At 62.0% G+C, this 25,815-nt stretch carries 18 protein-coding genes, 4 tRNA genes, 2 rRNA genes and 1 pseudogene (1 of these 25 cut by a window edge); 20 read left to right on the top strand and 5 right to left on the bottom strand.

Annotated elements, in window-relative coordinates; all coding sequences use genetic code 11:
- Both M5C96_RS01740 and rrf read left to right on the top strand, forming a co-directional pair.
- Nucleotides 1–2,684 (top strand): 23S ribosomal RNA (locus M5C96_RS01740); it begins 194 nt to the left of the window's first position.
- 118 nt (nucleotides 2,685–2,802) lie between these two features.
- A 5S ribosomal RNA gene (gene rrf, locus M5C96_RS01745) occupies nucleotides 2,803–2,915 on the top strand.
- Nucleotides 2,916–3,225: 310 nt separating this feature from the next.
- Here the strand turns inward: rrf and M5C96_RS01750 are convergent.
- The 5 genes from M5C96_RS01750 to tnpA all read right to left on the bottom strand — a co-directional run bounded on the left by M5C96_RS01750 (nucleotide 3,226) and on the right by tnpA (nucleotide 6,450).
- Nucleotides 3,226–3,471, bottom strand: coding sequence for a hypothetical protein (locus M5C96_RS01750; RefSeq protein WP_272563685.1), 246 nt, complete (start codon nucleotides 3,469–3,471; stop codon nucleotides 3,226–3,228).
- Between the two features lie 6 nt (nucleotides 3,472–3,477).
- Nucleotides 3,478–4,059: a plasmid pRiA4b ORF-3 family protein gene (locus M5C96_RS01755; protein ID WP_272563684.1), complete on the bottom strand. Its 582-nt coding sequence runs from the start codon at nucleotides 4,057–4,059 to the stop codon at nucleotides 3,478–3,480.
- 2 nt (nucleotides 4,060–4,061) lie between these two features.
- On the bottom strand, nucleotides 4,062–5,627 hold the full coding sequence (gene tnpC / locus M5C96_RS01760) for an IS66 family transposase (protein ID WP_272564826.1): 1,566 nt from the start codon (nucleotides 5,625–5,627) through the stop codon (nucleotides 4,062–4,064).
- A gap of 77 nt (nucleotides 5,628–5,704) precedes the next feature.
- Nucleotides 5,705–6,052, bottom strand: coding sequence for an IS66 family insertion sequence element accessory protein TnpB (gene tnpB, locus M5C96_RS01765; protein WP_272563683.1), 348 nt, complete (start codon nucleotides 6,050–6,052; stop codon nucleotides 5,705–5,707).
- Complete coding sequence (gene tnpA / locus M5C96_RS01770; protein ID WP_272563682.1) at nucleotides 6,049–6,450, bottom strand: IS66-like element accessory protein TnpA; 402 nt, start codon at nucleotides 6,448–6,450, stop codon at nucleotides 6,049–6,051. The genes tnpB and tnpA overlap by 4 nt, the downstream gene beginning before the upstream one ends.
- Nucleotides 6,451–6,687: 237 nt before the next feature.
- Between tnpA and M5C96_RS01775 the strand changes: the two are divergent.
- The 18 genes and pseudogenes from M5C96_RS01775 to M5C96_RS01860 form a co-directional block, all read left to right on the top strand.
- A pseudogene (locus M5C96_RS01775) lies at nucleotides 6,688–6,864 on the top strand (MerR family transcriptional regulator); the annotation flags it as partial.
- A 58-nt stretch (nucleotides 6,865–6,922) separates the two neighbouring features.
- A tRNA-Tyr gene (locus M5C96_RS01780) sits at nucleotides 6,923–7,008 on the top strand.
- 45 nt (nucleotides 7,009–7,053) lie between these two features.
- Nucleotides 7,054–7,127: transfer RNA gene (locus M5C96_RS01785), tRNA-Gly, on the top strand.
- Nucleotides 7,128–7,178: 51 nt separating this feature from the next.
- Nucleotides 7,179–7,253 (top strand) — tRNA-Thr (locus M5C96_RS01790).
- A 76-nt stretch (nucleotides 7,254–7,329) separates the two neighbouring features.
- Complete coding sequence (gene tuf, locus M5C96_RS01795) at nucleotides 7,330–8,520, top strand: elongation factor Tu (protein ID WP_272549654.1); 1,191 nt, start codon at nucleotides 7,330–7,332, stop codon at nucleotides 8,518–8,520.
- A gap of 11 nt (nucleotides 8,521–8,531) precedes the next feature.
- Nucleotides 8,532–8,607 (top strand) — tRNA-Trp (locus M5C96_RS01800).
- A gap of 89 nt (nucleotides 8,608–8,696) precedes the next feature.
- Nucleotides 8,697–9,080 (top strand): preprotein translocase subunit SecE, encoded by a 384-nt coding sequence (gene secE / locus M5C96_RS01805; protein WP_272566781.1) that lies wholly within the window; start codon nucleotides 8,697–8,699, stop codon nucleotides 9,078–9,080.
- Nucleotides 9,080–9,673: a transcription termination/antitermination protein NusG gene (nusG, locus tag M5C96_RS01810; RefSeq protein WP_272566782.1), complete on the top strand. Its 594-nt coding sequence runs from the start codon at nucleotides 9,080–9,082 to the stop codon at nucleotides 9,671–9,673. The genes secE and nusG overlap by 1 nt, the downstream gene beginning before the upstream one ends.
- Nucleotides 9,674–9,779: 106 nt before the next feature.
- Nucleotides 9,780–10,211: a 50S ribosomal protein L11 gene (gene rplK, locus M5C96_RS01815; RefSeq protein WP_092941599.1), complete on the top strand. Its 432-nt coding sequence runs from the start codon at nucleotides 9,780–9,782 to the stop codon at nucleotides 10,209–10,211.
- 1 nt (nucleotide 10,212) lies between these two features.
- Nucleotides 10,213–10,908, top strand: a complete 696-nt coding sequence (gene rplA / locus M5C96_RS01820; RefSeq protein ID WP_272566783.1) for a 50S ribosomal protein L1 — start codon at nucleotides 10,213–10,215, stop codon at nucleotides 10,906–10,908.
- A gap of 236 nt (nucleotides 10,909–11,144) precedes the next feature.
- Nucleotides 11,145–11,669 (top strand): 50S ribosomal protein L10, encoded by a 525-nt coding sequence (rplJ, locus tag M5C96_RS01825; protein ID WP_272566785.1) that lies wholly within the window; start codon nucleotides 11,145–11,147, stop codon nucleotides 11,667–11,669.
- 39 nt (nucleotides 11,670–11,708) lie between these two features.
- The gene (gene rplL / locus M5C96_RS01830; RefSeq protein WP_272566786.1) at nucleotides 11,709–12,089 is read left to right on the top strand and encodes a 50S ribosomal protein L7/L12; all 381 of its coding nucleotides are present in this window, start codon (nucleotides 11,709–11,711) and stop codon (nucleotides 12,087–12,089) included.
- A 275-nt stretch (nucleotides 12,090–12,364) separates the two neighbouring features.
- Nucleotides 12,365–16,477: a DNA-directed RNA polymerase subunit beta gene (gene rpoB, locus M5C96_RS01835; protein WP_272566788.1), complete on the top strand. Its 4,113-nt coding sequence runs from the start codon at nucleotides 12,365–12,367 to the stop codon at nucleotides 16,475–16,477.
- 17 nt (nucleotides 16,478–16,494) lie between these two features.
- Nucleotides 16,495–20,730 carry a DNA-directed RNA polymerase subunit beta' gene (gene rpoC / locus M5C96_RS01840; protein ID WP_272566789.1) on the top strand — a complete coding sequence of 1,412 codons (4,236 nt, stop codon included), beginning with the start codon at nucleotides 16,495–16,497 and terminating at the stop codon, nucleotides 20,728–20,730.
- Between the two features lie 120 nt (nucleotides 20,731–20,850).
- Entirely contained in the window at nucleotides 20,851–21,384 is a 534-nt protein-coding gene (locus tag M5C96_RS01845; protein WP_272566791.1) for a LemA family protein, read from the top strand.
- Between the two features lie 191 nt (nucleotides 21,385–21,575).
- Entirely contained in the window at nucleotides 21,576–22,910 is a 1,335-nt protein-coding gene (gene rsmB, locus M5C96_RS01850) for a 16S rRNA (cytosine(967)-C(5))-methyltransferase RsmB (protein ID WP_272569556.1), read from the top strand.
- Entirely contained in the window at nucleotides 22,900–23,523 is a 624-nt protein-coding gene (locus tag M5C96_RS01855; protein WP_272566792.1) for a DUF4390 domain-containing protein, read from the top strand. Before rsmB ends, M5C96_RS01855 begins: the two co-directional genes overlap by 11 nt.
- A complete protein-coding gene (locus tag M5C96_RS01860; protein ID WP_272566794.1) occupies nucleotides 23,520–25,796 on the top strand; it encodes a sensor histidine kinase in 2,277 nt (758 codons plus the stop codon). The genes M5C96_RS01855 and M5C96_RS01860 overlap by 4 nt, the downstream gene beginning before the upstream one ends.
- Nucleotides 25,797–25,815 lie beyond the last annotated feature (19 nt).

The raw sequence follows: 25,815 nt of genomic DNA on the forward strand, positions 1-25,815 counted from the left end.
ATCTCAGTAGCTCGAGGAAAAGACATCAACCGAGATTCCGAAAGTAGTGGCGAGCGAAATCGGAAGAGCCTTCTAGTGATAGCACGACTGTTAGCAAAATGGGATGGAAAGCCCAGCCATAGCAGGTGATAGCCCTGTATGCGAAAACAGACGTGTGGTACTAAGCTAGAGAAAAGTAGGGCGGGGCACGAGAAACCTTGTCTGAATATGGGGGGACCATCCTCCAAGGCTAAATACTCGTAATCGACCGATAGTGAACCAGTACCGTGAGGGAAAGGCGAAAAGAACCCCGGGAGGGGAGTGAAATAGATCCTGAAACCGCATGCTTACAAAAAGTAGGAGCCCGCAAGGGTGACTGCGTACCTTTTGTATAATGGGTCAGCGACTTACATTCAGTGGCAAGGTTAACCGAATAGGGAAGCCGTAGAGAAATCGAGTCCGAATAGGGCGTTCAGTCGCTGGGTGTAGACCCGAAACCAAGTGATCTATCCATGGCCAGGATGAAGGTGCCGTAACAGGTACTGGAGGTCCGAACCGACTAGTGTTGCAAAACTAGCGGATGAGCTGTGGATAGGGGTGAAAGGCTAAACAAACTTGGAAATAGCTGGTTCTCTCCGAAAACTATTTAGGTAGTGCCTCAAGTATTACCGTCGGGGGTAGAGCACTGTTTTGGCTAGGGGGTCATGGCGACTTACCAAACCAAGGCAAACTCCGAATACCGACGAGTACAGCTTGGGAGACAGAGCACCGGGTGCTAACGTCCGGACTCAAGAGGGAAACAACCCAGACCGCCAGCTAAGGTCCCTAAAATTGGCTAAGTGGGAAACGAAGTGGGAAGGCTAAAACAGTCAGGATGTTGGCTTAGAAGCAGCCATCATTTAAAGAAAGCGTAATAGCTCACTGATCGAGTCGTCCTGCGCGGAAGATGTAACGGGGCTAAGCCAGTTACCGAAGCTGCGGATTCACAGTTTACTGTGAGTGGTAGGAGAGCGTTCTGTAAGCCTGTGAAGGTGTCTGGTAACGGATGCTGGAGGTATCAGAAGTGCGAATGCTGACATGAGTAGCGTTAAAGGGGGTGAAAAGCCCCCTCGCCGTAAGCGCAAGGTTTTCTACGCAACGTTCATCGGCGTAGAGTGAGTCGGCCCCTAAGGCGAGGCAGAGATGCGTAGCTGATGGGAAACAGGTCAATATTCCTGTACCGATGTGTAGTGCGATGTGGGGACGGAGAAGGTTAGCTCAGCCAACTGTTGGATATGTTGGTTCAAGCCTGTAGTCGTGCCTGGTAGGCAAATCCGCCAGGCTTAGATGAGGGGTGATAACGAGTCTGCTTGCAGACGAAGTGAGTGATACCCTGCTTCCAGGAAAAGCCACTAAGCTTCAGCTACACACGACCGTACCGCAAACCGACACTGGTGCGCGAGATGAGTATTCTAAGGCGCTTGAGAGAACTCAGGAGAAGGAACTCGGCAAATTGATACCGTAACTTCGGGAGAAGGTATGCCCCAAGTAGGTGAACCTGTACAAGGCGAGCCCAAAGGGGTTGCAAAAAATCGGTGGCTGCGACTGTTTAATAAAAACACAGCACTCTGCAAACACGAAAGTGGACGTATAGGGTGTGACGCCTGCCCGGTGCTGGAAGATTAAATGATGGGGTGCAAGCTCTTGATTGAAGTCCCAGTAAACGGCGGCCGTAACTATAACGGTCCTAAGGTAGCGAAATTCCTTGTCGGGTAAGTTCCGACCTGCACGAATGGCGTAACGATGGCCACACTGTCTCCTCCTGAGACTCAGCGAAGTTGAAATGTTTGTGATGATGCAATCTCCCCGCGGAAAGACGGAAAGACCCCATGAACCTTTACTGTAGCTTTGTATTGGACTTTGAACAGATCTGTGTAGGATAGGTGGGAGGCTTTGAAGTGAGGACGCTAGTTCTCATGGAGCCAACGTTGAAATACCACCCTGGTGTGTTTGAGGTTCTAACCTAGGTCCCTTATCGGGATCGGGGACAGTGCATGGTAGGCAGTTTGACTGGGGCGGTCTCCTCCCAAAGCGTAACGGAGGAGTTCGAAGGTACGCTAGGTACGGTCGGACATCGTGCTAATAGTGCAATGGCATAAGCGTGCTTAACTGCGAGACTGACAAGTCGAGCAGATGCGAAAGCAGGACATAGTGATCCGGTGGTTCTGTATGGAAGGGCCATCGCTCAACGGATAAAAGGTACTCTGGGGATAACAGGCTGATACCGCCCAAGAGTTCATATCGACGGCGGTGTTTGGCACCTCGATGTCGGCTCATCTCATCCTGGGGCTGTAGCCGGTCCCAAGGGTATGGCTGTTCGCCATTTAAAGAGGTACGTGAGCTGGGTTTAAAACGTCGTGAGACAGTTTGGTCCCTATCTTCCGTGGGCGCTGCAGATTTGAGGAAGCCTGCTCCTAGTACGAGAGGACCGGAGTGGACACACCTCTGGTGTATCGGTTGTCACGCCAGTGGCATTGCCGAGTAGCTAAGTGTGGAAGAGATAACCGCTGAAAGCATCTAAGCGGGAAACTCGTTTCAAGATGAGATCTGCCGGGGCCTTGAGCCCCCTAAAGAGTCGTTCAAGACCAGGACGTTGATAGGTCAGGTGTGGAAGCGCAGTAATGCGTTAAGCTAACTGATACTAATTGCTCGTGCGGCTTGACCCTATAACTTTGATCATCATTCGATCAAGTTGTTATGCCAAGTGACGCAGTCAAAATACAAGCTGATTCCAAACTCTATGAATTCGCCGCCTTGATCACATCAAGGTGGCTCCAAGTTATGCCTGATGACCATAGCAAGTTGGTCCCACTCCTTCCCATCCCGAACAGGACAGTGAAACGACTTTGCGCCGATGATAGTGCGGGTTCCCGTGTGAAAGTAGGTCATCGTCAGGCTCTTACAGCCCAAATCGCCCCGACATCCAACGATGTCGGGGCGCTTTGCTTTGGAGAATGAAAATCTCTCCTCCAAATCTTCGCTAAACGTAGCCTGCTTGGGTGAACCAGTCTCCAGTCAGATACGCCCCTTGGCCTCCGGCCCAAGCCTGACAACGCATTGCAGGCTTCAATGCGGCGCTATTCGTCGGCCCCAAGCATTCAACGGACCACGCGACCACGCTGCCATTCCGATCAGCTAGGCCCCGATCCAAGCCAGTTCAGTAAGCGCCGTCTCAGCCCCCCTCTTGACGCGGGATCGACGGAAGAACTACAGCAGGTCGCTCTCGCCGTCGTTGACCTCGTCAACGAACGTGTCGTTTGACCAAGCCAGGCCGATGGCCTTGTTCAAGCGTTTGAGCAGGACGTTGAGGCTCTCACCGTCGCGACGCACGAGCATGGCCAGGCAGTTGCTGCCATCGGCGGCCGTGGCGACGCACTCGTGCGGTGGCAGCGCACCGATCGTGATGTCGCCGCCGTCCTCGATCAGGGCCTTGATGTAGTTCGTCCGAGACATCGTCGCTCAGACCTTGATCGCGGCGAGCCGGTCGTTGATCTCGATGCTGTCGAAGGCCAACGGGTCCCAGGTATCGGCACCGATCCATTCGACCAGGTTGTCGTGCTCGGGATCGTCAGGGTTCGCCATGGCCCGCACGAACTCCGCATAGCCCGGTGCGCCTCCGCAATCCTCCGGCGGCGTTGCACAGGCACCGCCGGCACAGAACGGGAGCACGAACTGCGGCATCGGTGCGATCTTCTTCTCGACCTTGATGCGGTGGTCCCAGTAGTCCCCGAAGTCGTAGACGTAGCTCAGCGTCGACCGGTTCAGGGCAGTGGTCAGTCGCGTGCTTTCGCTGGTGATCGAGCCAGGCTCGTCGTGCATCGGGTCTGGCGTGCCATAGCGCTCGCCGTCGCCAGCGATGAACTCGTGCAGATGCGAGTGGCCCCAGCCGAAGGCAGCCTGGACCACAAGATGCAGCTTGGCCAGGGTGATCGTCTCTGGCACCAGGACGCGGCGCCAGACCTTGGGCTTGGTGCCGCGCAATTCAATGTGCAGTTGCAGGATCGCCGCTGGTGCCTTGATCCGTTGGACCTTGCTCGCCATGCTCAAGCTGCTTGTCGTTGGTCTTCGGCGTGTCGGCCGATGTTCCACGGCAGCAACTCGTCGATGCGATTGATCGGATGGTCCGCAATGCGCCCGAGCACATCGCGCAGGTAAGCCTCGGGGTCGAGCCCGTTCAGCTTGGCCGTCTCCACCAGGCTGTAGATGGCCGCGGCGCGCTCGCCCCCAGCGTCCGAGCCCATGAACATGAAGTTCTTGCGGCCCAGGCTCACGCCGCGCAGCGCGCGCTCGGCGGCGTTGTTGTCGATCTCGATGCGACCGTCGTCACGGTAGCGCGTCAACGACCGGAGCCGTGTGAGCGTGTAGCCGATGGCGCGTGCGAGTTCCGACTTGGCACACACCTGCCCGAGCATCCCTCGCAACCAGGCGAACAGTTCCTCGAGCAACGGCCCGGCTCGCGCCTGCCGCTCCCGGCAGCGCTCATCCGGTGGGCGGCCGCGGATGTCGGATTCGATCGCATACAGCGCACCGATGCGCCGAAGGGCCTGTTCTGCAACCGAGCCCTGCGCCCGCCCCTGGCTCTCGTGCAGATCCCAGAATGGTCTGCGCGCATGCGCCCAGCACGAAGCCTCGATGACGTTGCCGTTTGCATAGAGCTTGGCGAAGCCGGCATACGCATCGGCCTGCAACACGCCCTTGAAGTTCTTCAGGTGCGCCTGAGGATGTTCACCCTTGCGGTCGGGCGAGTAACGCAACCACGCCGCGGGCGCGTCTGCACTCGCAGATGACCGATCGTCACGCACGTAGACCCAGAGCCGCCCGGTCTTGGTCTTGCCCCGCCCGGGCGAGAGCACCGCCACTGGCGTGTCGTCGGCGTGGAGCTTGGAGCCCGCCAGCACGTAGCGCCCGAGCGCTGCGACCAGTGGGTGCAAGAGCTTCTCGCTCTGGCCGACCCAGCCAGCCATCGTGGAGCGCTCGATCAGGACGCCCTCGCGTGCGTAGATCCGGCTCTGGCGGTACAGCGGTTGGTGGTCGCAATACTTGGCGACCAGCACGTGGGCCAGCAGCCCGGGGCCGGCCACGCCGCGTGCGATGGGCCGGCTGGGCGCTGGCGCCTGGAAGATCGATTCGCACGCCATGCAGGCGAGCTTGGGGCGCACGTGGCGGATCACCTTGAAGCGCGAGGGCACGTACTCCAGTTGTTCCGAGACGTCCTGGCCGATCTGCCGCAGCCGACCACCACATGCGCTGCAGCCGCAGGCCTGGCCGGCGGCATCGCGCCGCGCATCCGATGTCTCGGGCCGGTACACATGGTTCTCCCGCGGCAGGTGTGTGGGCAGGCTGCGGTCGAAGCCTTCGCTGTTGGCCGCTTGCGCCTTCGGTGTCTTGCCGACCGGTGCGAGTTCATGCAGCGGCAGACCTTCGATCAATGCGATCTGCGGATCGTCCAACTGCTCGCTGGAGGCGCCGAAGCGGGCGCGGACCTGGCGCAGCAACTGCACCTTGAGCTTGTCGACGAGCAGTTTGAGCAGGGCGACTTCCGCGTCACGGGCCTGCACGACACGCAGCAGCGAGTCGACGGTGTGGGGTGCGTTGGCGGTGTTCGGCACGCCATCTACTATGCCATCGGACCTACCCGGAATCGACCGCGACCAGCGCGTTCAGAAGACGAATTCTTGAGCCCAGTTCAAGCTGCGAGCGCAGGCTGATCTGTGCGCATCGGCATGCGCCAGTCGATGCCTTCGAGCAGCATCGAGAGCTGTGCCGGCGTGAGCGAGACCTTGCCGCCTTGCGCCTGCGGCCAGACGAATCGGCCGCGCTCCAGGCGCTTGGCCAGCAGAAGCAATCCCTGGCCATCGAACCACAGCACCTTGAGCATGTCGCCGCGCCGGCCGCGGAAGACGAAGACGTGACCGCAGAAGGGGTTGGCCGCCAGCGCCGTCTGCACCATCGCAGACAGGCCGTTGAAGCCCTTCCTCATGTCGGTGTGGCCGGCAACGATCCAGACGCGGGTGCTCGTGGGAAGGCCGATCACGCCAGCGCCTTGAGCGTCTGCAGGACATGGCGCACGCTGGCTTCGTCGACTGCACCGCGCAATCGCACCCTCGCCCCGCCGACATCGATCTCGATGGTCCCGCCAGGCTGACGAGGCGCCGCCGCCGTGGGTGAAGGGCATGGCGCAACCGGAGCAGCTTCGATGGTGACGGGCAGCAACATCGGCGAGGGCTGCGGCGGCGCTGGCGTCTGGGGCTGCTCTTGCGTGCTCAGGTGCATCCGGCGCCATGCGAACAGCAGGTTCGAGTTGATGCCGGCCTGCAGCGCGACGGCGGCCACTGACGCGCCGGGCACCAGGCTTCGTGCGACCAGCTCGCGCTTGAACATCGGGCTGTGCTCGCGCCGACGGCGCTTGCTCGGGGTGTCTTGATCGTTCATTGATGTGCATTAGCGGTTCTTCATGCACACCATCGCAGCGTACATGGACCACCGATCCTGCACATCAGCCCTCAGCAAAAACAGAGGGTACTGAGAAGACGCTTACCCAGTTCAATCCGCTCCAGGCCCAGCGAATACGCTACGATTGACGTTACGTCAACGTCAGCGAACCCCCTCCCCACCACCGCAGCCGCTGACAGGGATGGATCTCCACTCCACGAGTCTCCCCCACCTCCTATGGCCGCCACCACCTACACCATCAGCGACCTCGCCAAAGAGTTCGACCTCACCACCCGCGCCATGCGCTTCTACGAAGACATGGGCCTCCTTCAACCCCAACGCACCGGACCCGGCGCCCGTACACGCATCTACACCGCTCGCGATCGCACTCGGTTGATCTGCTTCCTCGAAGCAATTTAGGTTAAGGAAAACTCCTTTGCGGCAAAAAGGCTGCTACAATCATGGATTCTTCGGAGGGGTGCCCGAGTGGCTAAAGGGGGCAGACTGTAAATCTGTTGGCTTACGCCTACACTGGTTCGAATCCAGTCCCCTCCACCAAATATGAAGCGGCGCTTAGGCGCAACGCGGAGTCTGTAAGGCGATGCGGGAGTAGTTCAATGGTAGAACCCTAGCCTTCCAAGCTAATGACGCGGGTTCGATTCCCGTCTCCCGCTCCAGTTTGCAGTTGGTTAGTGGTTGGTCTCGAGAGTGTGTGATCGTCTCGAAATGCCCATGTGGCTCAGTGGTAGAGCACTCCCTTGGTAAGGGAGAGGTCGCGGGTCCGATTCCCGCCATGGGCACCAAATTCAAGGTGTGCGCACATAAAAAATGTGCGGGCGCCTATGTTGTATTGGTGTAATTTTTTTCGGAGTCGAAAAAATGGCAAAAGGTAAGTTCGAACGTACCAAGCCCCACGTGAACGTGGGCACCATCGGTCACGTGGACCATGGCAAGACGACGCTGACGGCGGCCATCGCCACGGTGCTGTCCTCCAAGTTCGGCGGCGAAGCCAAGGCATACGACCAGATCGACGCAGCGCCCGAAGAAAAGGCCCGCGGCATCACGATCAATACCGCCCACGTGGAATACGAAACGGCCAACCGCCACTACGCCCACGTGGACTGCCCCGGTCACGCCGACTATGTGAAGAACATGATCACCGGCGCTGCCCAGATGGACGGCGCCATCCTGGTGTGCTCGGCCGCTGACGGCCCCATGCCCCAGACCCGCGAGCACATCCTGCTGGCCCGCCAAGTGGGCGTGCCTTACATCATCGTGTTCCTGAACAAGTGCGACATGGTCGACGACGAAGAGCTGCTTGAACTCGTCGAAATGGAAGTGCGCGAACTCCTGGACAAGTACAACTTCCCAGGCGACGACACCCCCATCATCCGCGGTTCCGCCAAGCTCGCCCTGGAAGGCGACAAGGGCGCCCTGGGTGAAGAAGCCATCATGAAGCTGGCCGAAGCCCTGGACTCGTACATCCCCACGCCCGAGCGCGCTGTGGACGGCGCATTCCTGATGCCCGTGGAAGATGTGTTCTCGATCTCCGGTCGCGGCACCGTGGTGACGGGCCGTATCGAGCGCGGCATCATCAAGGTCGGCGAAGAAATCGAAATCGTCGGTATCCGCGACACGCAAAAGACCACCTGCACGGGCGTGGAAATGTTCCGCAAGCTGCTGGACCAAGGCCAGGCTGGCGACAACGTCGGCCTGCTGCTGCGCGGTACCAAGCGCGAAGACGTGGAACGCGGCCAAGTGCTGTGCAAGCCCAACTCCATCAAGCCGCACACGCACTTCACCGCCGAGGTGTACGTGCTGTCCAAGGACGAAGGTGGCCGTCACACGCCTTTCTTCAACAACTACCGTCCTCAGTTCTACTTCCGCACGACCGACGTGACTGGCGCCATCGAGCTGCCAGCCGACAAGGAAATGGTCATGCCCGGCGACAACGTGTCGATCACCGTCAAGCTGATCAACCCCATCGCCATGGAAGAAGGCCTGCGCTTCGCCATCCGTGAAGGCGGTCGCACCGTCGGCGCCGGCGTCGTGGCCAAGATCATTGCTTAAAGCGTGAATGTAGGGGTATAGCTCAATTGGCAGAGCGTCGGTCTCCAAAACCGAAGGTTGTAGGTTCGATTCCTACTGCCCCTGCCACTTGATCGTGGCAATTACAAGCCCGCCAGGTCCTGGCGGGCTTCGGTGTCTTGTGGATGCCGAAACTTAAAGTAAGAAACCAGTTAAGTATGGCCACGTCTCAAGTTGAAACTGTTAGTACGGGCGCTGATAAAGCCAAGCTCGCTGCGGTGGTGGTAATTGTTCTTGCAGCGATTGCTGGATTCTATTTGCTTGGAAAGCAGGGGCCGATCGTTCAGTGGGCTGCGCTGCTTGTCGGGCTTGCAATTGCGGTGGCTGTGTTCTTGGTGTCCGAGTCTGGCCGCCAATTCGTGGGCTTCGCGCAGGATGCTTGGCGTGAAGTCAAGAAGGTTGTCTGGCCCACGCGGAAAGAGACACTTCAAATGACGGCATACGTTTTTGCGTTTGTCGTCATCATGGCGCTCTTTCTCTGGTTCACTGACAAGACCTTGGAATGGGTTTTGTACGATTTGATTCTGGGGTGGAGAAAGTAATGACGGACGCTATCGAAGTCAGCGGCACTGACGCTGCCAGCCCGGCCACTCCTGTGAATCCTGATTTGCGGTGGTACATCGTTCACGCTTATTCCGGCATGGAAAAGGCGGTTGAGCGCAACATCGTGGAGCGCATCGGTCGCGCTGGCATGCAGCAGAAGTTCGGCCGCATTCTCGTTCCGACCGAAGAGGTCGTTGAAATGAAGAATGGTCAGCGCAAGACCACTGAACGTCGACTCTTTCCCGGCTATGTGTTCGTGGAAATGGTCATGGACGATGACACCTGGCACTTGGTCAAGCACACGAACAAGGTGACGGGTTTTGTTGGTGGTGCCAAGAATCGCCCGGCTCCTATTTCTGAAGAAGAAGTTCAGAAGATCGTCAGCCAAATGCAGGAAGGCACAGACAAGCCTCGGCACAAGATTGAATTCATGGTGGGTGAACTGGTTCGGGTTAAAGAAGGTCCGTTCACTGATTTCAATGGCTCTGTCGAAGAAGTCAATTACGAAAAAAGCCGGGTGCGCGTGTCCGTGATGATCTTCGGCCGTTCTACCCCCGTAGAGCTGGAATTTGGTCAGGTCGAAAAAACCTGATTGTTTGGATTCGCATTTTTCGACTCGGTGCGAATTGTTTGATGAGTCGTAAACCCCGGGGAGCTGAGGCGGTGGCCTAAGCGCTAATACCCGCAAGGAGTAAACCATGGCGAAAAAAATCGTCGGTTTTATCAAGCTGCAAGTTCCAGCTGGTAAGGCCAATCCATCCCCACCAATCGGCCCTGCTCTGGGTCAACGTGGTCTTAACATCATGGAGTTCTGCAAGGCGTTCAACGCGCAGACTCAAGGTGTCGAGCCAGGTCTGCCCCTGCCAGTGGTCATCACGGCATTTGCAGACAAGAGTTTTACTTTCATCATCAAGACGCCGCCTGCGACGACCTTGATCAAGAAGGCCATCAAGCTTGAAAAGGGCTCTGCCAACGCATTGAGCACCAAGGTCGGCAAGATCACGCGCGCGCAGCTCGAAGAGATCGCCAAGACCAAGATGAAGGACATGAACGCTGCCAATGTCGACGCCGCTGTGCGCACGCTGGCTGGTTCTGCTCGCTCGATGGGCGTGACGGTGGAGGGTTTATAAAATGGCCAAGCTGACCAAGAAGCAAAAAGCCCTGCAAGGCAAAGTTGATAGCAACAAGCTGTACGCGTTCGCTGACGCCGTCGTGATCGTGAAGGAGGCCGCTACGGCCAAGTTCGACGAATCCATCGATGTGGCCGTCCAGCTTGGCATTGATGCCAAGAAGTCTGACCAAGTGGTTCGCGGCGCCGTGGTGCTGCCAAACGGTACTGGCAAGACGACCCGTGTGGCGGTGTTTGCCCAAGGCGCCAAGGCTGAAGAAGCCAAGGCTGCTGGCGCTGACATCGTTGGCATGGACGACCTGGCCGCGATGGTCAAGGCCGGTGACATGCCTTTCGACGTGGTGATCGCCGCCCCTGACGCCATGCGCGTTGTGGGTACGCTGGGTCAAATCCTCGGCCCGCGCGGCCTGATGCCCAACCCTAAGGTGGGCACCGTGACGCCTGACGTCGCTACGGCCGTGAAGAACGCCAAGGCAGGTCAAGTGCAATTCCGCGTCGACAAGGCCGGTATCGTGCACAGCACGATTGGCCGCCGCTCGTTCGACAACGACAAGCTGCAAGGCAACTTGGCTGCGTTGATCGAAGCGCTGACCAAGGCCAAGCCTGCAACCAGCAAGGGCGTGTACCTGCGCAAGGTGGCGGTGTCTTCCACGATGGGCCTGGGTGTCCGCGTGGATACGCAATCCATCGCAGCGTAATTGCAAGAAATCTTCGAATCCGTCTTTGGATGGGTTCGATGTGGTGGGCTGCGGCTGCTTCGGTCGCCGCAGGCCATCCAAGACCGTTGGTGCGCGAATCGGTCGCGCTTAAATCCACAGTGATGCCAACGCAGATGGCGATCCCGCTGCAGATGGAAAATTTTCCTGAACAGTTGGTCGCTGCAACAAGAGCGTGTACGAGGCCTGTGCCGAGTGCGCATTTTAAGGAGTAGACCTTGAGTCTTAATCGCAGTGAGAAAGAAGCGGTCATCAGTGAAGTGACCAGCCTCGCCGCTAAAGCTCAAACGCTTGTGATCGCGGAGTACCGTGGCATCACGGTCGCCGACATGACCAAACTGCGTGTTGATGCTCGCAGCAAGGGCGTGACCCTGAGTGTTCTGAAGAACACCCTGGCTCGCCGTGCTGTGGCTGGCAGCGCGTTTGACGTGGTGGCAGACCAGATGACCGGTCCGCTGATCTATGGCTTCTCCGAAGACGCTGTGGCCGCCGCTAAGGTGGTGGCCGATTTCGCGAAGACCAACGACAAGTTGGTGATTCGCGGTGGCGCTTTCGGTGGTAAAGCCCTGGATATCAACGGCGTTAAGCAACTGGCTAACATTCCTCCCAAGGAAGTTCTGTTGGCTCAGATTTGCGGCTTGCTTATGTCCCCCATTTCGCGTACGGCCGTTGTGCTGGGCGCGTTGGCGGCCAAAAAAGGCGAAGGCGCTGCCGAAACGGCCGCCGAACCTGTCGCGGCTTGATTGCCCGACAGACAACCAACCAATTGTTAGGAAATAAAAATGGCATTCGATAAAGACGCATTTTTGACCGCGCTGGACAGCATGACGGTTCTGGAACTCAATGAGCTGGTGAAGGCCATTGAAGAAAAGTTTGGCGTGAGCGCAGCCGCTATGGCCGCTCCTGCTGCTGGCGGCGGCGGCGGCGGTGCTGCTGCAGCTGCAGAAGAGCAAACGGAATTCAACGTTGTGCTGACCGAAGCCGGCGCCAACAAGGTGTCCGTGATCAAGGCCGTGCGCGAAATCACCGGCCTGGGCCTCAAGGAAGCCAAGGACTTGGTGGACGGCGCTCCGAAGAACGTCAAGGAAGGCATTGCCAAGGCCGACGCCGAAGCTGCCGTCAAGAAGCTGGTGGAAGCTGGCGCCAAGGCTGAACTCAAGTAATTCGCCTGGATTCCAGGGCTGGGGGCTCCGCAAGGGCTCCCAGCCTTTGGTGCTTATGGGGTTCACGCCCAGAGCGCACCAGAAAGCAGTGCCCACACCACTGCTTTCTAGTGTCTTCTGACCATCCCGACAGCAGAAGATACCTTGGTTCGGGTGATGTGCAACGCATCGCCGTCCGCCATGGTTGGTAGTGGCCAACCGCCAAGCCTGCAAGGAAGCGCCCTTGCAGGTCAGTCGTCGAAGACCCAGGACTCATGTCTTTGCCCGGAGATCTCATGGCCTATTCCTATACCGAACGCAAGCGGATTCGCAAAAGTTTCGGCAGCCGCGACAGCGTGCTGGAAGTCCCTTACCTGCTGCAGATGCAGAAGGACGCATACACCGCGTTCCTGCAAGCTGACAAAGCCCCCCAGAAAAGAACCGTAGAAGGCTTGCAGGCCGCGTTCGACGCTGCTTTCCCGATCGTCTCGCACAATGGGTTTGTCGAGATGAAGTTCATCGAGTACAACCTCGCCAAGCCGGCATTCGATGTCCGTGAATGCCAGACCCGTGGTTTGACTTTTGCCTCGGCCGTGCGGGCCAAGGTGCAGTTGATCATCTATGACCGCGAGTCCTCCACGTCGCAGTCCAAGGTCGTCAAGGAAGTGAAGGAGCAAGAGGTCTACATGGGCGAGGTGCCTTTGATGACCGACAAGGGCTCGTTCATCATCAACGGCACGGAACGTGTGATCGTTTCGCAGCTGCACCGCTCGCCCGGCGTGTTCTTCGAGCACGACAAGGGCAAGACCCACAGCTCGGGCAAGCTGCTGTTCTCGGCGCGCATCATTCCCTACCGCGGTTCGTGGCTGGACTTCGAATTCGATCCGAAGGACATCCTGTATTTCCGCGTGGACCGCCGCCGCAAGATGCCGGTCACGATCCTGCTGAAGGCCATCGGCCTGAACCCCGAATCGATCCTGGCGAACTTCTTCGTCAACGACAACTTCCGCCTGATGGACAGCGGCGCGCAGATGGAGTTCGTCTCCGACCGCCTGCGTGGCGAAGTGGCGCGTTTCGACATCACCGACAAGTCGGGCAAAGTGGTCGTGGCCAAGGACAAGCGCGTCACCGCCCGCCACACCCGCGAACTGGAGCAGTCCGGCACCACGCACATCAGCGTGCCCGAAGACTTCCTGATCGGCCGCGTGGTGGCGCGCAACATCGTCGACGGCGACACCGGTGAAATCATTGCCAAGGCCAACGAAGAGTTGACCGAAGCGCTGCTCAAGAAGCTGCGCTCCGCCGGCGTGCAGGACCTGCAGGTCATCTACACGAATGAACTCGACCAGGGCGCCTACATCTCGCAGACGCTGCGCATCGACGAAACGGTGGACGAATTCGCTGCGCGCGTGGCGATTTACCGCATGATGCGCCCCGGCGAGCCGCCGACGGAAGACGCGGTGCAGGCCTTGTTCCAGCGCCTCTTCTACAACCCTGACACGTACGACCTGTCGCGCGTGGGGCGCATGAAGTTCAACGCCAAGATCGGCCGTGACGAATCCACCGGTCCGATGGTGCTCTCCAACGAAGACATCCTGGCCGTGGTCAAGATCCTCGTGGACCTGCGCAACGGCAACGGCGAAGTCGATGACATCGATCACCTGGGCAACCGCCGCGTGCGTTGCGTGGGCGAGCTGGCCGAGAACCAGTACCGCACCGGTCTGGCGCGTATCGAGAAGGCCGTGAAGGAGCGTCTGGGCCAGGCCGAGCAAGAGCCGCTGATGCCGCACGACCTGATCAACTCCAAGCCGATCTCCGCGGCGCTCAAGGAGTTTTTCGGTGCGTCCCAGCTGTCGCAGTTCATGGACCAGACCAACCCGCTGGCCGAAATCACCCACAAGCGCCGCGTATCGGCCCTTGGCCCGGGTGGTCTGACCCGCGAGCGTGCCGGTTTCGAAGTGCGCGACGTGCACGTGACCCACTATGGCCGCGTGTGCCCGATCGAAACGCCGGAAGGCCCGAACATCGGGCTGATCAACTCGCTGGCCCTGTACGCCCGCCTGAACGAATACGGTTTCATCGAAACGCCGTACCGCCGTGTGGTGGACGGCAAGGTGACCGACCAGATCGATTACCTCTCCGCCATCGAAGAAGGCAAGTACGTGATCGCCCAGGCGAATGCCACGCTCGACAAGGAAGGCCGCCTCACGGGCGACCTGGTGTCGGCACGTGAAAAGGGCGAGTCGACCTTGCTGAGCGCCGAGCGCGTGCAGTACATGGACGTGTCGCCTGCACAGATCGTGTCGGTGGCCGCCTCGCTCGTGCCGTTCCTCGAACACGACGACGCGAATCGCGCACTGATGGGCGCCAACATGTCCCGCCAGGCCGTGCCTGTGCTGCGTCCGGAAAAGCCCATGGTGGGCACCGGTATCGAGCGCGTGGCCGCTGTGGACTCGGGCACCGTGGTGACCGCCAACCGCGGTGGTGTGGTGGACTATGTGGATGCGACCCGCATCGTGGTCCGCGTGAACGACGCGGAAGCGGTGGCCGGTGAAGTGGGTGTGGACATCTACAACCTCATCAAGTACCAGCGTTCCAACCAGAACACCAACATCCACCAGCGCCCCATCGTCCAGAAGGGCGATGTGCTGGACAAGGGGGACGTGATCGCCGACGGCGCATCGACGGACTTCGGCGAAATCGCCATCGGCCAGAACATGCTGATCGCGTTCATGCCCTGGAACGGCTACAACTTCGAAGATTCGATCCTGATCTCCGAACGCGTCGTGGCAGAAGACCGCTACACCTCGATCCACATCGAGGAACTGGTGGTCATGGCGCGCGACACGAAGCTGGGCGCCGAAGAAATCACACGCGACATTCCGAACCTGTCGGAACAGCAGCTGAACCGCCTGGACGAGTCCGGCATCATCTACGTGGGTGCCGAAGTGCAGCCCGGCGATACGCTGGTGGGCAAGGTCACGCCGAAGGGCGAGACCACGCTGACGCCAGAAGAAAAGCTGCTGCGCGCCATCTTCGGCGAGAAGGCCTCCGACGTGAAGGACACCTCGCTGCGCGTGGACCAGGGCTCGCAAGGCACTGTGATCGACGTGCAAGTGTTCACCCGTGAAGGCATCCAGCGCGACAAGCGCGCCCAGCAGATCATCGACGACGAACTCAAGCGCTTCCGCCTGGATCTGAACGACCAGCTGCGCATCGTGGAGGCCGACGCGTTCGACCGGATCGAGAAGCTGCTGAACGGACGCGTGGCCAACGGCGGCCCGCAAAAGCTGGCCAAGGGCACGAAGATCGACAAGGCCTACCTGGCCTCCGTCGAGAAGTTCCACTGGTTCGACATCCGCCCGGCGGAAGACGAAGTGGCCACGCAGCTCGAGTCGATCAAGAACTCGCTGGAGCAGACGCGCCACAGCTTCGATCTGGCTTTCGAGGAAAAGCGCAAGAAGCTCACGCAAGGCGACGAGCTGCCCGCGGGCGTGCTGAAGATGGTCAAGGTGTACCTGGCCGTCAAGCGCCGCCTGCAGCCTGGCGACAAGATGGCCGGCCGCCACGGCAACAAGGGTGTGGTTTCCAAGATCGTTCCGGTCGAAGACATGCCCTACATGGCCGACGGCACGCCTGCCGACATCGTGCTGAATCCGCTGGGCGTGCCATCGCGCATGAACATCGGACAGGTGCTCGAAGTGCACTTGGGCTGGGCCGGCAAGGGCATCGGCCAGCGCATCGGCAACATGCTGCAGGAGCAGGCCAAGGCGGCCGACATGCGCAAGTTCCTCGAAGAGGTGTACAACTCGCGCGGCCGCAAGGAAGACCTGTCGCAGTTCAACGACGATGAGCTGATGGCCATGGCCGGCCACCTCACCAACGGCGTGCCGTATGCCACCCCGGTGTTCGACGGCGCTTCGGAAGAAGAGATCAAGGACATGCTCAAGATCGCCTATCCGGACGACATCGCCGAGCGCAAGGGCCTGACCTCCGCACGCACGCAGGCGTACCTGTTCGACGGCCGCACCGGCGAGCGCTTCGAGCGCCCGACCACCATCGGCTACATGCACTACCTGAAGCTGCACCATTTGGTGGACGACAAGATGCATGCCCGCTCCACGGGGCCATACTCGCTCGTCACGCAGCAGCCTCTGGGCGGCAAGGCCCAGTTCGGTGGCCAGCGTTTCGGGGAAATGGAAGTGTGGGCGCTGGAAGCCTATGGCGCCGCTTACGTGCTGCAGGAAATGCTGACCGTGAAGTCCGACGACGTGCAGGGCCGTACCAAGGTGTACGAGAGCATCGTCAAGGGCGAACACGCCATCGAGGCCGGCATGCCGGAATCGTTCAATGTGCTGGTCAAGGAAATCCGTTCCCTGGGCCTGGACATCGAACTCGAACGTTCTTAATCGAAGGGACTAGGTTTATGAAGTCACTACTCGACCTGTTCAAGCAATTCACCCCGGACGAGCATTTCGATGCCATCCGCATCGGCATGGCGTCGCCCGAGAAGATCCGTTCGTGGTCTTTCGGCGAAGTGAAGAAGCCCGAGACCATCAACTACCGCACGTTCAAGCCCGAGCGCGACGGTCTGTTCTGCGCCAAGATTTTTGGTCCCATCAAGGACTACGAATGCCTGTGCGGCAAGTACAAGCGCCTCAAGCACCGCGGTGTGATCTGCGAGAAGTGCGGCGTTGAAGTCACGCAGACCAAGGTGCGCCGCGAGCGCATGGGCCACATCGATCTGGCCGCGCCTTGCGCCCACATCTGGTTCCTGAAGTCGTTGCCATCGCGCCTGGGCCTGGTGCTGGACATGACGCTGCGCGACATTGAGCGCGTGCTGTACTTCGAAGCGTATGTGGTGACCGACCCCGGCATGACCCCGCTGAAGAAGTTCAGCATCATGTCCGAGGACGACTACGACGCCAAGCGCAAGGAATACGGTGACGAGTTCATCGCCAAGATGGGCGCGGAAGGCATCAAGGACCTGCTCGAAGCCATCGATATCGACCTCGAAATCGAAAAGCTGCGCGGCGACCTGACCGGCTCCGAAGTCAAGGTCAAGAAGAACGCCAAGCGCCTGAAGGTGCTGGAAGCCTTCAAGAAGTCCGGCATCAAGCCCGAGTGGATGGTGCTGGACGTGCTGCCCGTGCTGCCGCCGGACCTGCGTCCGTTGGTGCCGCTGGACGGCGGCCGCTTCGCGACCTCCGACCTGAACGACCTGTATCGCCGCGTCATCAACCGCAACTCGCGTCTGCGCCGCCTGCTGGAGCTGAAGGCCCCGGAAATCATCGCGCGCAACGAAAAGCGGATGCTGCAGGAAGCCGTCGATTCGCTGCTGGACAACGGCCGCCGTGGCAAGGCCATGACGGGCGCGAACAAGCGCGCCCTCAAGTCGCTGGCCGACATGATCAAGGGCAAGAGCGGCCGCTTCCGCCAGAACTTGCTGGGCAAGCGCGTGGACTACTCCGGTCGTTCCGTGATCACCGTGGGCCCGACGCTCAAGCTGCACCAGTGCGGTCTGCCCAAGCTGATGGCGCTGGAGCTGTTCAAGCCTTTCATCTTCTCGCGCCTCGAAGCCATGGGCATCGCGACGACGATCAAGGCCGCCAAGAAGGAAGTCGAATCCGGCACGCCGGTGGTGTGGGACATCCTGGAAGAGGTCATCAAGGAACACCCGGTCATGCTGAACCGTGCGCCCACGCTGCACCGTTTGGGCATCCAGGCGTTCGAGCCCATCCTGATCGAAGGCAAGGCCATCCAGCTGCACCCGCTCGTCTGCGCGGCCTTCAACGCCGACTTCGACGGTGACCAGATGGCCGTTCACGTGCCGCTGTCCGTGGAAGCGCAGATGGAAGCCCGCACGCTGATGCTGGCCTCCAACAACGTGCTGTTCCCGGCCTCGGGCGAGCCCTCCATCGTCCCGTCGCAAGACGTGGTGCTGGGCCTGTACTACGCCACCCGCGATCGCATCAACGGCAAGGGCGAAGGCCTGGTGTTCGCCGACACCGGCGAAGTGCAGCGCGCGCTTGATGCCAACGAGGTCGAGCTGGCCGCGCGCATCACGGTGCGCCTGACCGAGTGGACCAAGGACAAGGAAACGCGTGAATTCGTGCCTTCCACGTCGCTGGTGGAAACGACGGCCGGACGTGCGCTGCTGTCCGAGATCCTGCCCAAGGGCCTGCCCTTCAGCAACATCAACAAGGCGCTGAAGAAGAAGGAAATCTCCAAGCTCATCAACGTGAGCTTCCGCAAGTGCGGCCTGAAGGAGACGGTGGTGTTCGCCGACAAGCTGCTGCAGAACGGTTTCCGCCTCGCCACGCGCGCCGGTATTTCCATCTGCGTGGACGACATGCTGGTGCCGCCGCAAAAGGCCGGGATCATCGAGCGTTCCGAGAAGGAAGTGAAGGAGATCGAGCAGCAGTACGTGTCCGGTCTGGTGACGGCTGGCGAACGCTACAACAAGGTGGTGGACATCTGGGGCAAGGCCGGCGACGAAGTGTCGAAGGTCATGATGGCCCAGCTGGCCAAGCAAAAGACCACCGACCGCCACGGCAACGAGGTGGACCAGGAGTCGTTCAACTCCATCTACATGATGGCCGACTCCGGCGCCCGCGGCTCCGCAGCGCAGATCCGTCAGCTGGCCGGCATGCGCGGCCTGATGGCCAAGCCGGACGGCTCCATCATCGAGACCCCCATCACGGCCAACTTCCGTGAAGGCCTGAACGTGTTGCAGTACTTCATCTCCACCCACGGTGCCCGTAAGGGCCTGGCGGATACGGCGCTGAAGACGGCCAACTCGGGCTACCTCACGCGCCGTCTGGTGGACGTGACGCAGGATCTCGTGGTGACCGAAGAAGACTGCGGCACCTCCAATGGCTCGCTGATGCGCGCCATCGTCGAGGGCGGTGAAGTCATCGAATCGCTGCGCGACCGTATCCTGGGCCGCACCACGGCCGACGAAGTGCTGCACCCCGAAACGCGCGCAGTGCTGGCCCCTGCCGGTCAGATGCTCGACGAAGACCTCATCGAGGAACTCGAAGTCGCCGGCGTGGACGAGGTGAAGGTGCGCACGGCGCTGACCTGCGAAACCCGCTACGGCCTGTGTGCCAAGTGCTACGGACGCGATCTGGGCCGCGGCGGCCTGATCAACCTCGGCGAAGCCGTGGGTGTGATCGCCGCCCAGTCCATCGGCGAACCCGGCACGCAGCTGACCATGCGCACGTTCCACATCGGTGGCGCCGCTTCGCGCGCTGCCATCGCATCGAGCGTGGAAGCCAAGTCCAACGGCGTGATCGGCTTCAACGCCACGATGCGCTACGTGAGCAACACCAAGGGCGAGCTGGTGGTGATCGCCCGTTCCGGCGAGATCGTCATCCATGACGAACACGGCCGCGAGCGCGAGCGCCACAAGGTGCCGTACGGTGCGACGCTGGCGGTCAAGGCCGACCAGACGGTCAAGGCCGGCACCATCCTCGCCAACTGGGACCCGCTGACCCGCCCGATCATCACGGAGTTCGCCGGCCAGGTGAAGTTCGAGAACGTCGAGGAAGGCCTCACGGTCGCCAAGCAGGTGGACGATGTGACGGGTCTGTCCACGCTGGTCGTGATCGATCCGAAGCGCCGCGGCTCCGCCAAGGTGGTGCGCCCTCAGGTCAAGCTGATCGACGCGCAAGGCCAGGAAGTGAAGATCCCCGGCACCGACCACTCGGTGACCATCGGCTTCCAGATCGGCTCGCTGATCCAGGTGCGCGATGGCCAGGACGTGGGCCCCGGCGAAGTGCTGGCGCGGATTCCGGTCGAAGGCCAGAAGACCCGCGACATTACCGGCGGTCTGCCCCGCGTGGCCGAACTGTTCGAAGCGCGCTCGCCCAAGGACAAGGGCATGCTGGCCGAGATCACCGGCACGGTGTCCTTCGGCAAGGAAACCAAGGGTAAGGTGCGCCTGCAGATCACCGATCCGGACGGCAAGGTCTGGGATGAACTGATCCCCAAGGAAAAGAACATCCTGGTGCACGAAGGCCAGGTCGTGAACAAGGGCGAGTCCGTGGTGGACGGCCCGGCCGATCCGCAGGACATCCTGCGCCTCCTGGGCATCGAAGAGCTGTCGCGCTACATCGTCGATGAAGTGCAGGACGTGTACCGCTTGCAGGGCGTGAAGATCAACGACAAGCACATCGAGGTGATCGTTCGCCAGATGCTGCGCCGCGTCGTGGTCGAGGCCCCGGGCGAGTCCAACTACATCGCCGGCGAGCAGGTCGAGCGTTCGGAGATCCTGAACACCAACGAGGCGCTGCAGGCCGCAGGCAAGATCCCTTCGACGTACAGCAACGTGCTGCTGGGGATCACCAAGGCTTCGCTGTCGACCGACTCCTTCATCTCGGCCGCTTCCTTCCAGGAAACGACCCGCGTGCTCACCGAGGCTGCCATCATGGGCAAGCGCGACGAGCTGCGTGGCTTGAAGGAAAACGTCATCGTGGGTCGCCTGATCCCTGCCGGTACCGGCCTGGCCTACCACCAGGCGCGCAAGGCCAAGGAAGCCATGGACGACGCCGAGCGCCGCGCCATCGCCGATGCCGAAGCCGCTGAAATGGCTGCCACGACCGAAGACTCGTCCGACGTCGAAAGCACCACCAGCCTGGGCGACGCCACGGCCCAATAAGCCACGGTACGCTCCCTGAAACGCTCCCGCTCTGCGCTTTGGCAGACCGGGAGCGTTTTCTTATCCGTTTTCTCTTTTTTTGCGCCGAGCCCGCGGACCCCTGCGGGCTCGGCAGACGCAATGCTGTCCTCCTGGATTTTTCTTGCCCTGCTGCTGTTCTGGGCCGTGGGTGCCTACAACCGGATCGTGCGATTGCGCTCGGCCGCCATCCAGGCCTTCGGGGGCCTGGACGCACACCTCATGCGCATGATGGCCATGCTGGGTGAATACGAGGCTGCGCAGGGTCCCGCGCCCGCGGCACATGCCGATGCGCGGGCGGCGCTGTGGGCCGCCACCACCCAGTTCGGTGCGTCGCTGGCCGTCGCACGGGCCCGCCCGCTGGACGCCGGCGCCGCGGCCGCGCTGCTGACGGGGCGCGAGGTGTTGGAGGCCGCCTGGCTGGCCATGGTGCGCGTCGCGGAGGTTCCGCCAGCGCCCGGCGAAGGCGCGGCGCTGCCCCTGTGGGCCCAGCGGTGGCAGGAACTGGTGGCCCAGAATGCACTGGCCACGCGGCAGTTCAACGATGCGGCGCTGCAGTACAACCAGGCCATCGGCCAGTTCCCGGCGCGCCTGCTGGCGTGGCTGTTCGGGTTCAAGGCGGCCAGAACGCTGTAGGCTGCGTGCCCATCCCCGCATCCCGGGAGGGGCGTGGGTGGTTTGACATTGATTCAAGGCGTGGCCGCGACGGCGTCCGCAACCGCAACCGGTTTTTTCCTATTCAAGACAGGCTCAGACAGAACATGACCGATCCGCAGCCGCGCACGCCCTCCCGTTTCTTTCCGCCCCCGGCGGAGGGCGAACGCCGCATGGAGCCCGCGCTGTGGCGCCAGCTGGATGCGGTGGTGACCGCGCTGCAGGCCGTGCGCGGCGGGCAGTCGGGCACGGCGGCCCTGGCCGCTGTCGAGCCGGGCTTGCGGCCCGGGGTGCAGGCGCTGTTGTTCCAGGTGCTGCGCAACCTGGGCCGGGCGCAGGCGCTGCGCAAGCAACTGGCGCCCCGCAACCCACCGCCGCGGGCCGACGCCCTGCTGTGCACGGCCCTGGCGCTGGCCTGGTCGCCCGACGAGGCGCCTTACGAGGCGTTCACTCTCGTCAACCAGGCGGTGGAAGCGGCCAAGCGCAACCCGGCATCGCAAGCGCAGGCGCCGTTCCTGAACGCCTGCCTGCGCCGCTTCCTGCGCGAACGCGATGCGCTGGTGGCCGCCACCGACGGCGATCCGGTCGCCCAGTGGAACCACCCGGCCTGGTGGATCGCTCGGCTGCGCAAGGACCACCCGCAGCACTGGCAGCAGATCCTGCAGGCCAACAATGCCCATGCACCGATGGCGCTCCGGGTCAATGTGAAAAAAACGACTCCAGCACAATATTTACTAGGGCTATCTGCTATCAATTTGGAAGCATTTCCTGCGGGGCCGTTCGGCATCGTCCTGGACCGCCCGGTGGCCGTGCAGCAACTGCCGGCCTTTGCAGACGGCCACGTCTCGGTGCAGGACACCGCGGCCCAGATGGCGGCGCCGCTGCTGCTGGAGGGGCTGGACCTGTCGCAGCCGCTGCGCGTGCTGGACGCGTGCGCCGCGCCCGGCGGCAAGACCGCGCACTTGCTCGAATATGCGGGTGCCGCCTCGCCGATGCAGGTCGTGGCGCTGGAAATCGATGCCGACCGCGCCACCCGCATCCACGAAACGCTGGACCGGGTGGGGGTTCGGGCCCAGGTTCTCGTGGCCGATGCGGCACGGCCGCGGGACGGGTGGCTGGACGCCAGTGGGGGCGGAGGGTTCGACGCCATCTTGCTGGATGCGCCGTGCACGGCCTCGGGCATCGTCCGCCGCCACCCCGACGTGCGCTGGCTGCGGCGCGAGTCCGACATCGAGCAACTGGCCCAGCAGCAGGCCCGCCTGCTCGCCACGCTCTGGCCGCTGCTGCAGCCCGGCGGGCGGCTGCTCTACTGCACCTGCTCCGTGTTTCGTGCCGAGGGCGAAGCGCAGGTGCAAACGTTTCTTGCGCGCAACACCGACGCCCGTTTGCTGCCGTCTCCCGGTCATTTAATACCCGGCAAACCGGACGAAAGCGGCGGCGTCTCGGAGAATCGTCCGGGTGACCATGACGGATTCTTTTACGCGCTGTTGCAAAAACATGCGGCCTGAACAGCCCGCTTCGCGCCCTGCCGCGTGGCTTTCGGTGGCCGTGGCTGCGTTGCTGTGCATGTGGCTGGCGCTGTGGTCCCCGGCGGTGCTGGCGCAGCCCGATGCGGGCGACCTGCGCGTCGAAGCCAACGACGAGGGCCTGTTTCTGTCCACCACGCTGCACTTCGACCTGCCTGAGCTGGCGGAAGACGCCCTCTACAAGGGCATCTCGATGTACTTCGTGGCCGAGGCCGATGTGGTCCGCGAGCGCTGGTACTGGTATGACAAGGCGGTGGCCCACTCGGTGCGCTACCTGCGGCTGAGCTACCAGCCGCTCACGCGCCGGTGGCGCCTCAATCAGTCCGCCACGCCGTTCGCCAACACCGGGCTGGGGGTCGCGCTGGGCCAGAACTTCGACGAACTGGGCGATGCGCTTTCCGCCATGCAGCGCATCAGCCGCTGGAAGATCGCCGACGCGGACGAGGTCTCCGGCGGGCCCTATACCGTGCATTTCCAGTTCCGCCTCGACATGTCCCAGTTGCCCCGCCCGTTCCAGATCGGCGCGGTGGGGCGCTCAGGCTGGGACCTGATGCTGTCGCGCAGCGTGCGCGCCGTGGCCGAGCGCGCGCCATGACCGACGACCACAGCGTTCCCCGCACGCCCCAGCAGGCCCGTGCCTCCCGCTGGGCCCTGGGCGTGGGCGTGGCGATTATGTGCGCGATCGGGCTGGTGCTGCTTTTCCTGCTCACCGTCGCCACCAACAACCGCGCGCTGTACGAGCGCAACTACGCCTGGCTGTTCGGCCTGAACGTCCTGGTGGCCGTGCTGCTGCTCGCCGTGCTGGTGTGGGTCGTCGTGCGCCTGGCGGTGCGGCTGCGGCGGGGGCGCTTCGGCAGCCGCCTGCTGGTCAAGCTGGCGGGCATCTTTGCGGTCGTGGGACTGCTGCCCGGCCTGCTGATCTACGTGGTGTCCTACCAATTCGTATCGCGCTCCATCGAAAGCTGGTTCGACGTGAAGGTGGAGGGCGCCCTGTCCGCCGGCGTCAGCTTGGCCCGGGTGACGCTGGATACCATCGCCAGCGACATGGCCATGCAAACACGCACCGCCAGCAGCCAACTGGCGCAGGTGCCCGACGCGGCGGCCGGCGTGGTGCTTGAACGCATCCGCGACCAGTTGGGGGCCAGCGACGTGGTGCTGTTCAGCACGGCGGGCCAGCCGGTCGCCAGCGCCGGGCAATCCCGGTTCGATCTCAGCCCCGAACGGCCCAGCGCCCAGTTGCTGCGCAACGCGCGCCAGCAGCGCGCCACCTTCCAGATCGAGGGGCTGGACGACATTGCCGACCCTGCTGCCGTGCAGAACGCCCGGGTCAAGACCCTCGTGGCCGTCGGCAACGCCAGCGTGGGGCTCCTGGTGGAGCCACGCTACCTGCAGGCCACGCTGCGGCTACCGCAGGTGCTGGTGTCCAACGCCATCGCCGTGCAGGAGGCCAACCGGGAGTACCAGGAGCGCGCCCTGGCCCGCGAGGGGCTGCGGCGCATGTACATCGGCACGCTCACCCTGAGCCTGTTCCTGGCCGTCTTCGGGGCCGTGCTGCTCGCCGTGCTGCTGGGCCGTCAACTGGCACGCCCCCTGCTGGTGCTGGCCGAAGGCGTGCGCGAGGTCGCATCGGGCAACCTGAGCCCCAAGGCCGTGCTGCAGGGCAACGACGAATTGGGCGGGCTGACCCGGTCCTTCGCCGTCATGACCCAGCAGTTGTCCGACGCCCGCACCGCCGTCGAGCACAGCATGGGCGAGGTCGATGCGGCGCGGGCCCACTTGCAGACCATTCTGGACAACCTCACCGCGGGCGTGATCGTGCTGGACGCCGAGGGGCGCATCCGCTCCACCAACCCCGGCGCCACCCGCATCCTGCGGGCCCCGATGGCCGCCTTCGAAGGCCGGCCGCTGGCCGACGTGCCCGGGCTGGCCGAATTCGCCAGTGCCGTGCAGGGCCACTTCGAGGCCTTCCTGGGCGACCGCGAGCAGCATGGGCTGGACCACTGGCAGCATTCCTTCGATCTTTACGGCTCGCCCGCCTCGGGCGTGGCCGCCAACGGCACCAGCCTGGTGGCCCGGGGGGCGGAGCTGCCCAACGCGTTGCGCCTTCTGGTTTTCGACGACATCTCCGAAATCGTCTCGGCCCAGCGTGCACAGGCCTGGGGCGAAGTCGCCCGGCGCCTGGCCCATGAAATTAAGAACCCGCTCACGCCGATCCAGCTGTCCGCCGAGCGCCTGGAGATGAAGCTCTCCGGCAAGCTGCCGGATGCCGAGCAAGCCGTGCTGACCAAATCTGTGCGCACTATCGTCGATCAGGTGGATGCGATGAAGCGGCTGGTCAACGAGTTTCGCGACTATGCCCGCTTGCCCGCAGCGGAGCTGCATGCGCTCGACCTGAACGCCCTCGTCACCGACGTGCTGCAGCTCTACGGCGCCGAGAACGCGACCGTGCCCGTGGAGGCCGAACTCGATCCCCGTTGCCCCGAGATCGCGGGCGATGCCCAGCAACTGCGCCAGGTCATCCACAACCTGCTGCAAAACGCGCAGGACGCCAGCGAGCCCACCCGTGAGCGGGGCGGGGCCGCCGGCGCACCCGTGCGCATCACCACGCGCTGGAGCCAGTCGTCGCGGCGCGTGCGGCTGACGGTGACCGACAGCGGAACGGGATTTCCCAACCACATCCTTCAGCGCGCCTTCGAACCGTATGTAACCACCAAGCCGCGGGGCACTGGCCTGGGACTTGCTGTAGTGAAAAAGATCGCCGACGAGCATGGGGCCCGTGTCGATCTTGTCAATCGGGTGGAAGAAGGGGTGGTGCTCGGCGCGCAAGTGTCGCTATCATTCGCCCCTGGCCACGTGGTGGCACATTAACAACACTTGGAAACGTATC

Origin of the sequence: Acidovorax sp. GBBC 1281 (assembly GCF_028473645.1) — a bacterium.
Lineage (GTDB): Bacteria > Pseudomonadota > Gammaproteobacteria > Burkholderiales > Burkholderiaceae_C > Paracidovorax.

What these genes read in the sequence shown, in the direction of transcription:
- M5C96_RS01860 (WP_272566794.1), top strand. Translation starts at nt 23,520, where the DNA reads ATGACCGACGACCACAGCGTTCCCCGCACGCCCCAGCAGGCCCGTGCC.
- tnpA (WP_272563682.1), bottom strand. Translation starts at nt 6,450, where the DNA reads ATGAACGATCAAGACACCCCGAGCAAGCGCCGTCGGCGCGAGCACAGC.
- rsmB (WP_272569556.1), top strand. Translation starts at nt 21,576, where the DNA reads ATGGAGCCCGCGCTGTGGCGCCAGCTGGATGCGGTGGTGACCGCGCTG.
- M5C96_RS01750 (WP_272563685.1), bottom strand. Translation starts at nt 3,471, where the DNA reads ATGTCTCGGACGAACTACATCAAGGCCCTGATCGAGGACGGCGGCGAC.
- rplL (WP_272566786.1), top strand. Translation starts at nt 11,709, where the DNA reads ATGGCATTCGATAAAGACGCATTTTTGACCGCGCTGGACAGCATGACG.
- rplK (WP_092941599.1), top strand. Translation starts at nt 9,780, where the DNA reads ATGGCGAAAAAAATCGTCGGTTTTATCAAGCTGCAAGTTCCAGCTGGT.
- tuf (WP_272549654.1), top strand. Translation starts at nt 7,330, where the DNA reads ATGGCAAAAGGTAAGTTCGAACGTACCAAGCCCCACGTGAACGTGGGC.
- rpoB (WP_272566788.1), top strand. Translation starts at nt 12,365, where the DNA reads ATGGCCTATTCCTATACCGAACGCAAGCGGATTCGCAAAAGTTTCGGC.
- M5C96_RS01845 (WP_272566791.1), top strand. Translation starts at nt 20,851, where the DNA reads ATGCTGTCCTCCTGGATTTTTCTTGCCCTGCTGCTGTTCTGGGCCGTG.
- secE (WP_272566781.1), top strand. Translation starts at nt 8,697, where the DNA reads ATGGCCACGTCTCAAGTTGAAACTGTTAGTACGGGCGCTGATAAAGCC.
- nusG (WP_272566782.1), top strand. Translation starts at nt 9,080, where the DNA reads ATGACGGACGCTATCGAAGTCAGCGGCACTGACGCTGCCAGCCCGGCC.
- M5C96_RS01755 (WP_272563684.1), bottom strand. Translation starts at nt 4,059, where the DNA reads ATGGCGAGCAAGGTCCAACGGATCAAGGCACCAGCGGCGATCCTGCAA.
- M5C96_RS01855 (WP_272566792.1), top strand. Translation starts at nt 22,900, where the DNA reads ATGCGGCCTGAACAGCCCGCTTCGCGCCCTGCCGCGTGGCTTTCGGTG.
- rplA (WP_272566783.1), top strand. Translation starts at nt 10,213, where the DNA reads ATGGCCAAGCTGACCAAGAAGCAAAAAGCCCTGCAAGGCAAAGTTGAT.
- rpoC (WP_272566789.1), top strand. Translation starts at nt 16,495, where the DNA reads ATGAAGTCACTACTCGACCTGTTCAAGCAATTCACCCCGGACGAGCAT.